General features: G+C 43.0%; 7 protein-coding genes and 1 rRNA gene. 1 reads left to right on the forward strand and 7 read right to left on the reverse strand.

The window, feature by feature from the left end; genetic code table 11:
* Positions 1 to 7: 7 nt before the first annotated feature.
* The 6 genes from flgG to flgB form a co-directional block, all read right to left on the reverse strand.
* Positions 8 to 796 (reverse strand): flagellar basal-body rod protein FlgG, encoded by a 789-nt coding sequence (gene flgG, locus N483_RS07065; RefSeq protein ID WP_023401742.1) that lies wholly within the window; start codon positions 794 to 796, stop codon positions 8 to 10.
* 18 nt (positions 797 to 814) lie between these two features.
* Entirely contained in the window at positions 815 to 1,579 is a 765-nt protein-coding gene (locus N483_RS07070) for a flagellar basal body rod protein FlgF (RefSeq protein WP_023401741.1), read from the reverse strand.
* Between the two features lie 110 nt (positions 1,580 to 1,689).
* Positions 1,690 to 3,039: a flagellar hook protein FlgE gene (gene flgE, locus N483_RS07075; RefSeq protein WP_023401740.1), complete on the reverse strand. Its 1,350-nt coding sequence runs from the start codon at positions 3,037 to 3,039 to the stop codon at positions 1,690 to 1,692.
* Positions 3,040 to 3,077: 38 nt separating this feature from the next.
* Complete coding sequence (locus tag N483_RS07080) at positions 3,078 to 3,755, reverse strand: flagellar hook assembly protein FlgD (protein WP_023401739.1); 678 nt, start codon at positions 3,753 to 3,755, stop codon at positions 3,078 to 3,080.
* A 15-nt stretch (positions 3,756 to 3,770) separates the two neighbouring features.
* Positions 3,771 to 4,202: a flagellar basal body rod protein FlgC gene (gene flgC / locus N483_RS07085; RefSeq protein WP_023401738.1), complete on the reverse strand. Its 432-nt coding sequence runs from the start codon at positions 4,200 to 4,202 to the stop codon at positions 3,771 to 3,773.
* A gap of 2 nt (positions 4,203 to 4,204) precedes the next feature.
* Entirely contained in the window at positions 4,205 to 4,618 is a 414-nt protein-coding gene (flgB, locus tag N483_RS07090) for a flagellar basal body rod protein FlgB (protein ID WP_023401737.1), read from the reverse strand.
* 852 nt (positions 4,619 to 5,470) lie between these two features.
* Here flgB and N483_RS26885 point away from each other — a divergent pair.
* On the forward strand, positions 5,471 to 5,614 hold the full coding sequence (locus N483_RS26885) for a hypothetical protein (protein ID WP_155735404.1): 144 nt from the start codon (positions 5,471 to 5,473) through the stop codon (positions 5,612 to 5,614).
* A 518-nt stretch (positions 5,615 to 6,132) separates the two neighbouring features.
* Here N483_RS26885 and rrf read toward each other — a convergent pair.
* Positions 6,133 to 6,247: ribosomal RNA gene (rrf, locus tag N483_RS07095) — 5S ribosomal RNA — on the reverse strand.
* Between the last annotated feature and the right edge of the window lie 68 nt (positions 6,248 to 6,315).

Genomic DNA, 6,315 nt, shown 5'->3' on the forward strand with positions numbered 1-6,315 from the left:
ACCTTAATTAAAGTTGTTGATTGATGTAACTCAGCATTTCGTCAACAGACTTGATCACTTTTGAGTTCATTTCATAAACACGCTGGGTCTCTATTAGATTCACCAGCTCTTCGGTAACATTTACGTTAGAAGTTTCAAGCGCCCCTTGCACCATGCTGCCAAGCCCTTCAACCCCCGGGTTACCTTGTACAGGCGCACCACTTACCGCAGTTTCGGTATACAAGTTTTGACCGATTGGTTCCAAACCTGATGGGTTAATGAAGTCACTGATCACAAGCTGACCAATAACGGTATTTTCTGCTTGTCCATTAATGCTGACAGAAACTTCACCATCTTGAGAAATCGTTATCGAGTTTGCGTTATCTGGTACTGTCATTTCCGGTTGCACCGGGAAACCTGCGCCAGAGGTTACCACACGGCCCGTTTCGTCCGTTGTAAACTGACCATTGCGCGAGTAGGCGATTGTGCCATCAGGCATTTGAATTTCAAAAAAGCCAGGACCTTGTATCATCCAATCAAGAGAGTTTTCGGTACTTATCATATTACCTTGTGAAAAGTTCTTTTGGTTGGCAACCACCTTAGAACCAGCACCGAGCATTAAACCTGAAGGAAGTTCGGTATCTTGTGATGAACGCCCACCTGGCTGGTTAATATTTTGATAGAGTAAATCTTCAAAGATTGCTCGGCTCTTTTTATAACCAACGGTACTGGCGTTGGCTAAGTTATTCGAGATAACTGAAATGTCAGTTTGCTGGGCGTCGAGCCCTGTTTTACTTATCCACAATGCAGGATTCATAATCTATACCTCACTCTCTTATACTATGCGCAGGAGCGAAGTGTGTCGCTCGTCGATTTCTTCTGCTGACTTCATTAATTTCATTTGCATTTCAAACTGCCTCTGGTGGTTAATCAAATCCACCATCTCATGAACTGGATTGACGTTGGACATTTCCAAATAGCCACTCATGACTTTTGCTGTAGGTGATACTTCACAAAAGCCGCAATGGCCATCTTCAAGCTGATCTTCTTTGGGTCGAAATAGACCATCATTACCTTTCTCCAACTTTGAGTTGTCTGCGGTAATAATTTTGAGTCTATCTACAGTTTCCAAAAAATTGGCGGGCGCCCCCTGAGGGCGAATCTGAATTGAACCATCATCGCTAAATACCACTTTGTCTATTGGAAGAGGAAGAATGATTGGTCCACCTTCGCCAATTAATTGACGACCATGACTGGTCACCAAAGAACCATCACTTGTAATATTTAACGTGCCCACTTTTGTATAAGCTTCTTCACCGCTAGCATCCATGACGCTTATCCAAGACTTGTCATCAACCGCGATATCCAAATCTCGTCCAGTTTCTGCGACAGCACCACTTAACATATTTGTTCCTGGACGCTCTTGCATGGCGAATACACGTGTCGGCAAGCCTTCACCAAACGCTTGCATAGAGCGAGCTTGAGCAAAGTCTGCTTTAAAACCCGTGGTATTAGCATTTGCTAAGTTGTTCGCTTTTAGCGCTACACCGCGTAAGCTTTGTTTAGCTCCAGACATGGCGACATATAGCATTTTATCCATGAGAACGACCTAAAACTGTTCAATATATAGTGATAAAAGCAATATTAGTGCCAAGGTGAGTGTCAAAAAATAAAAAAGCCGCGAATGCGGCTTTTGAAATGTGATTAGTGTTATCGGATTTGCAATATATTTTGTTGTAGTGTCGAGTTTACTTCCAGTGCCCTTGAGTTTGCTTGGAAGTTTCGCTGCGCACTTATCAAATCAACTAGCTCGTTGGTCAAGTTAACATTCGATTGCTCTAATGCTGAAGAGTTGATTGACCCTAACGTACCTGAGCCCGGCTCACCTGCGATAGGCTCACCTGATGTTAAACTTTTCTTCCAACCTGTATTTCCAGCCTCAGTTAGACCTTGTGAGTTAGAGAATCGTACCATTGCTACCTGACCTAAGAAGGTAGAGTCACCATTACTGTAAGAGGCAACAATCTTACCGTCCGCGCCGATATCAATACCCGCTAATCGGCCAGTAGTCGCGCCGTCTTGGTCAAGCGCCTTAACTTCGAATCGACTCGCAAACTGAGTTGGTAGTTTAGAACTAGTATTAGTTTCATCACGCCAGTTCATCTGGATATCTGACGGGAATGTCGCACCGTTGGTCAACAAGCCAGATAAGTTAGTACCGGTAAGTGTTAATGGATTGAATGTAGTACCGGTGTTTGGCACTGCTGGGTTACCTGTATCTTCAGGAAAACCTTGCGCGTTAAAACCAAATTCGGTGATTGGGGTCCCAGGAGGCGCCGCAATCTGCGTACCGGTGGCATCAAACTGTTGGCCTCCAAGCGTCGCATATACCTGCCACTCATTTGCATTGGTTGTAGGGTCTTCCTTACGGAAAAAGAACTGTAATGTATGAGGTTCACCCAGTGAGTCGTAAATAGTCGTCGACGTCGAGCTGTTATATGACGCGCTCACTGTAGGATCAAACGGTACAGACGGTGCCGTTGCACGTGAATCTAGGTTAAACGAAGAATAAACATTCGTGGTAGCACGAGGAGAACCTGACGCATCCGGAATTTGCAATGCAGAAGATGTACTCAAACTCACCGAAGTCGTATCACCTGTACTAGGATCAACTGGGAAGCCCTGTAAAAAGTTACCATTGGCATCAACGATAAAGTTATCTTTATTGAGTTTAAATGCACCGGCGCGTGTAAATGTATAGTCTTGACCACCTAATTCCTCACTTGTTGCAAAATAACCTTCACCTGTAATCGCAAGGTCAAGTGAGTTTTGGGTAAAGTTTAAAGAACCTTGGTGAAACTGTTGGGCAACCATTGTCGTTGAAACACCATCACCATTTTTAGTTTTACCTGCACTAAATACTGACGAAGCGTAAACTGAAGCGAACTCTGCACGCGACTCTTTAAAACCTGTCGTATTTACGTTTGCAATGTTGTTAGCTGTGGTATCCAAGTCTTTTTGGGCAGCAGCTAGTCCTGTTAAAGCAATATTAAAACTCATACTCTAATACCTCTATAATTAAGGTTAAAATCTTTTGATTACGCTATTTCTGCAACGTCAGTTAATCTAACTGCACCAGCTTTGGTGTTAATTACAATGCCCTGAGAGCCATTAACATTAACACTATCAATATTTCTAAAAGTCGCTGTAGGCAAAGATTCAAACTTACCGTTTGTTTGCCCTTCAGCTTTAATCGTGTATTCACCAGGAGGCACTGGGTCGCCGCTTTGATTCAAGCCATCCCAATCAAAACGTGTCGCACCAACACTCTGTTCCCCTAGCTCTATTTTCCTAACGAGCTCATTTTTATCATTAACAATACTCAAAGTGAGCTTTTCAACGGGCTCTGCAACAATGATGGATCCTCGTGACTGCATGCCTGGACCATGCTCAACAGTGTCGGATTCTAGCAGTGCCTTTTTACCAATTAACGCCGAAGCTTGAAGTGCTGAGTTTGACGTCATTGATGCAGCTAGTGATTCAAACTTGGTATTCAAGTTTGATATTCCCTCAGCCATGGTAAAATTTGTCATCTGAGAGATCATTTGATCATTGTCAGCAGGTTTACTCGGGTCTTGGTAAGACAACTGCTGGGTGAGTAACGCAAAGAAGTCTTCCTGCTTTAGCTCATCATTTTTCTCAGTTGGCACTTTTTTATCTGGCCAACGCAACGAGTCTACTAAAGACGTAGTTGCGGAATTGACATCATTACTCATCAGCTATACTCCCAATTAGCGCTGACCAAGCAACAGAGTTTTACTTAACATCTGTTTTGCTGCGTCTGCTACTTGAACATTCGTTTGGTACGAACGTGAGGCGGAGATCATATTTGTCATCTCTTCCACAACATTCACATTCGGTTTATAGATATAACCATCTTTATCAGCACTAGGGTGGTTTGGATTGTATTCAACCTGTAAAGGCTTATCGCTCTCTACAATTCCTAAAACCTTAACGCCTACCGAAGAACTCATTGTATTTGGGTGCGCTGCGGCCGCTTTGTTTAACTCAGCGGCAAAAACAGGGTGCCTTGCCCGATACACTTTGTCCTGACTAGAACTGATGCTGTTTGCATTGGATATATTACTGGCAGTGGTGTTCAAGCGAACATTTTGTGCACTCATGCCAGAGCCTGCGATATCAAAAACGTTATATAAACTCATAATTAGGCTCCTTGACCACCACCAAGCGCTTTTTTCAAGCTTTTAAATTTACCACCCAAAAAGTTCAAACTAGCTTGGTACTCTAATGCATTCTGTACATACAAGTTTCGTTCCACCTGTATATCCACTGAGTTACCATCACCTGTATCTGTTTGATTTGGATTACGAAATAGTTCATCACTGTTAGTCAATCTTGTCCCACCACTAATGTGTCTTTCGTTGGTTCGGGTCATTTGATTGCCGCTTTGTTGTGCCGTCTTTGCCGCACTAAGTGCTCGGCCAAAATCGATGTCTTTTGCTTTGTAACCGGGAGTATCAGCATTCGCAATATTACTTGCCAAAATCTCGGCACGTTGAGAGCGGATCAACATTGTATGCTGATGCACCCCAAGCGCTTTATCAAAACTAATTGCCATAACCAACTCCAAAAATTTGACTATATGCAGGTTAATGCAAAAGTAGGACCAACTTTAAACTCAATTAAAAACTCATATTTAAAACTTTAATATCAGAAGCTTATAAACAAACCTTTAGTCCAACACCTTTGTCAATAATATGCTTTTAACTCTTATATAGCTTTGTACAAGCAGGTTTTATTCTGTAAATTGGGGGGAGAATTGATATAGAGATCACGCTCACTTTATTGAATTGCTCAGGATTGAATTATCACTGTAGCGGCTGGAAAGTACATTTGTACCTGCACGTATAAGTTTGCAGCAAAAAGCCGCCAGCAATGGGGGGATGGTTAAAAAAGTACTAATACCGAACAGATGGCTGCCTGTCACCAACCTTTAGGGGCAAGGAGCACCGCAACTAATTTGTACGCAAGGTAATATAAGCCGTTTTAACCGGAGATAACCAATGTACCTCTCTAATCCAAGAAATCGTGCAAATGGTTACCGACAGCGAACGCAGTAAGGTGTAAAAGGTTAGCGACAATGAACGAAGTGAATTCGCTCTTTTTACGCAAGGTGAAATGAGCTGTTTTAATAGTTGTTAAGGCAATCACCTCTAACACCTAGCTAGTATCGAATACATAGATCCTGAAGCGAGTTCAGGATGACGGTATTAATCAACAGACCTAAATTCCCCCCACCTCGTCACCCTGAACTTGTTTCAGGGTCTAAAGTGCAAAAGGCTACCGACAGCGAACGCAGTAAGCACAGTTCTTTTGCGCAAGGTGAAATGAGCTGTTTTAATAGTTATTAAGGCAATCACCTCTAACACCTAGCTAGTATCGAATATATGGATCCTGAAGCGAGTTCAGGATGACGGTATTAATCAACGGAGCTGAATTCCCCCCTCCTCGTCACCCTGAACTTGTTTCAGGGTCTAAAGTGCAAAAGGCTACCGACAGCGAACGTAACGAGTACGGTTCTTTTGCGCAAGGTGAAAATCGTGCAAAGTATTAATGACAATGAGCGAAGCGAATACGTTTACTTTGCGCAAGGTGAAATGAGCCATTTTGACCATTGCTAAGGCAATCACCTCTAACACCTAACTCGTATCGAATACATTGATCCTGAAACAAGTTCAGGATGACATTGTGCAAAATGTAACGTCTGCGAGCGAAGCGAGTACGTTCAGTTTGCGCAAGGTGAAATGAGCAGCTTTGACAGTTGCTAAGTCTGCCACTCTTAAAGCCTAGCCAACATCGAAAACATGGATCCTGAAACGAGTTCAGGATGACATCGTGCAAAAGGCTACCGACAGCGAACGCAGTGAGTACGGTTCTTTTGCGCAAGGTGAAATGAGCTGGTTTAGCTGTTACTGAGGAAATCTTAAGCTTATCTAGTCGGCGATGAAGGTTACTCCCTTCACCTGGCGCTAATTCGTCTCTTTATCAATGTGCATGACCTCGGCAATATTCGAGACGATTTAGAACGCAAAAAAGCCCGACTCTTTCGAATCGGGCTTTCTGTTATTTGGCGCTTGGCAATGTCCTACTTTCACATGGGAAACCCCACACTATCATCGGCGCTATTTCGTTTCACTACTGAGTTCGGCATGGAGTCAGGTGGTTCCAAAATGCTATGGTTACCAAGCAAATTCTTTGCTTTTAGTTTTTATTATTAATTTTTTAAATTGGGCCCTGGCAATGTCCTACTTTCAC

It is taken from the genome of Pseudoalteromonas luteoviolacea NCIMB 1944 (assembly GCF_001625565.1).
GTDB classification, from domain to species: Bacteria; Pseudomonadota; Gammaproteobacteria; order Enterobacterales; family Alteromonadaceae; genus Pseudoalteromonas; species Pseudoalteromonas luteoviolacea_F.

What these genes read in the sequence shown, in the direction of transcription:
- N483_RS07080 (WP_023401739.1), bottom strand. Translation starts at nt 3,755, where the DNA reads ATGAGTAATGATGTCAATTCCGCAACTACGTCTTTAGTAGACTCGTTG.
- flgG (WP_023401742.1), bottom strand. Translation starts at nt 796, where the DNA reads ATGAATCCTGCATTGTGGATAAGTAAAACAGGGCTCGACGCCCAGCAA.
- N483_RS26885 (WP_155735404.1), top strand. Translation starts at nt 5,471, where the DNA reads ATGACGGTATTAATCAACGGAGCTGAATTCCCCCCTCCTCGTCACCCT.
- flgE (WP_023401740.1), bottom strand. Translation starts at nt 3,039, where the DNA reads ATGAGTTTTAATATTGCTTTAACAGGACTAGCTGCTGCCCAAAAAGAC.
- flgC (WP_023401738.1), bottom strand. Translation starts at nt 4,202, where the DNA reads ATGAGTTTATATAACGTTTTTGATATCGCAGGCTCTGGCATGAGTGCA.
- flgB (WP_023401737.1), bottom strand. Translation starts at nt 4,618, where the DNA reads ATGGCAATTAGTTTTGATAAAGCGCTTGGGGTGCATCAGCATACAATG.
- N483_RS07070 (WP_023401741.1), bottom strand. Translation starts at nt 1,579, where the DNA reads ATGGATAAAATGCTATATGTCGCCATGTCTGGAGCTAAACAAAGCTTA.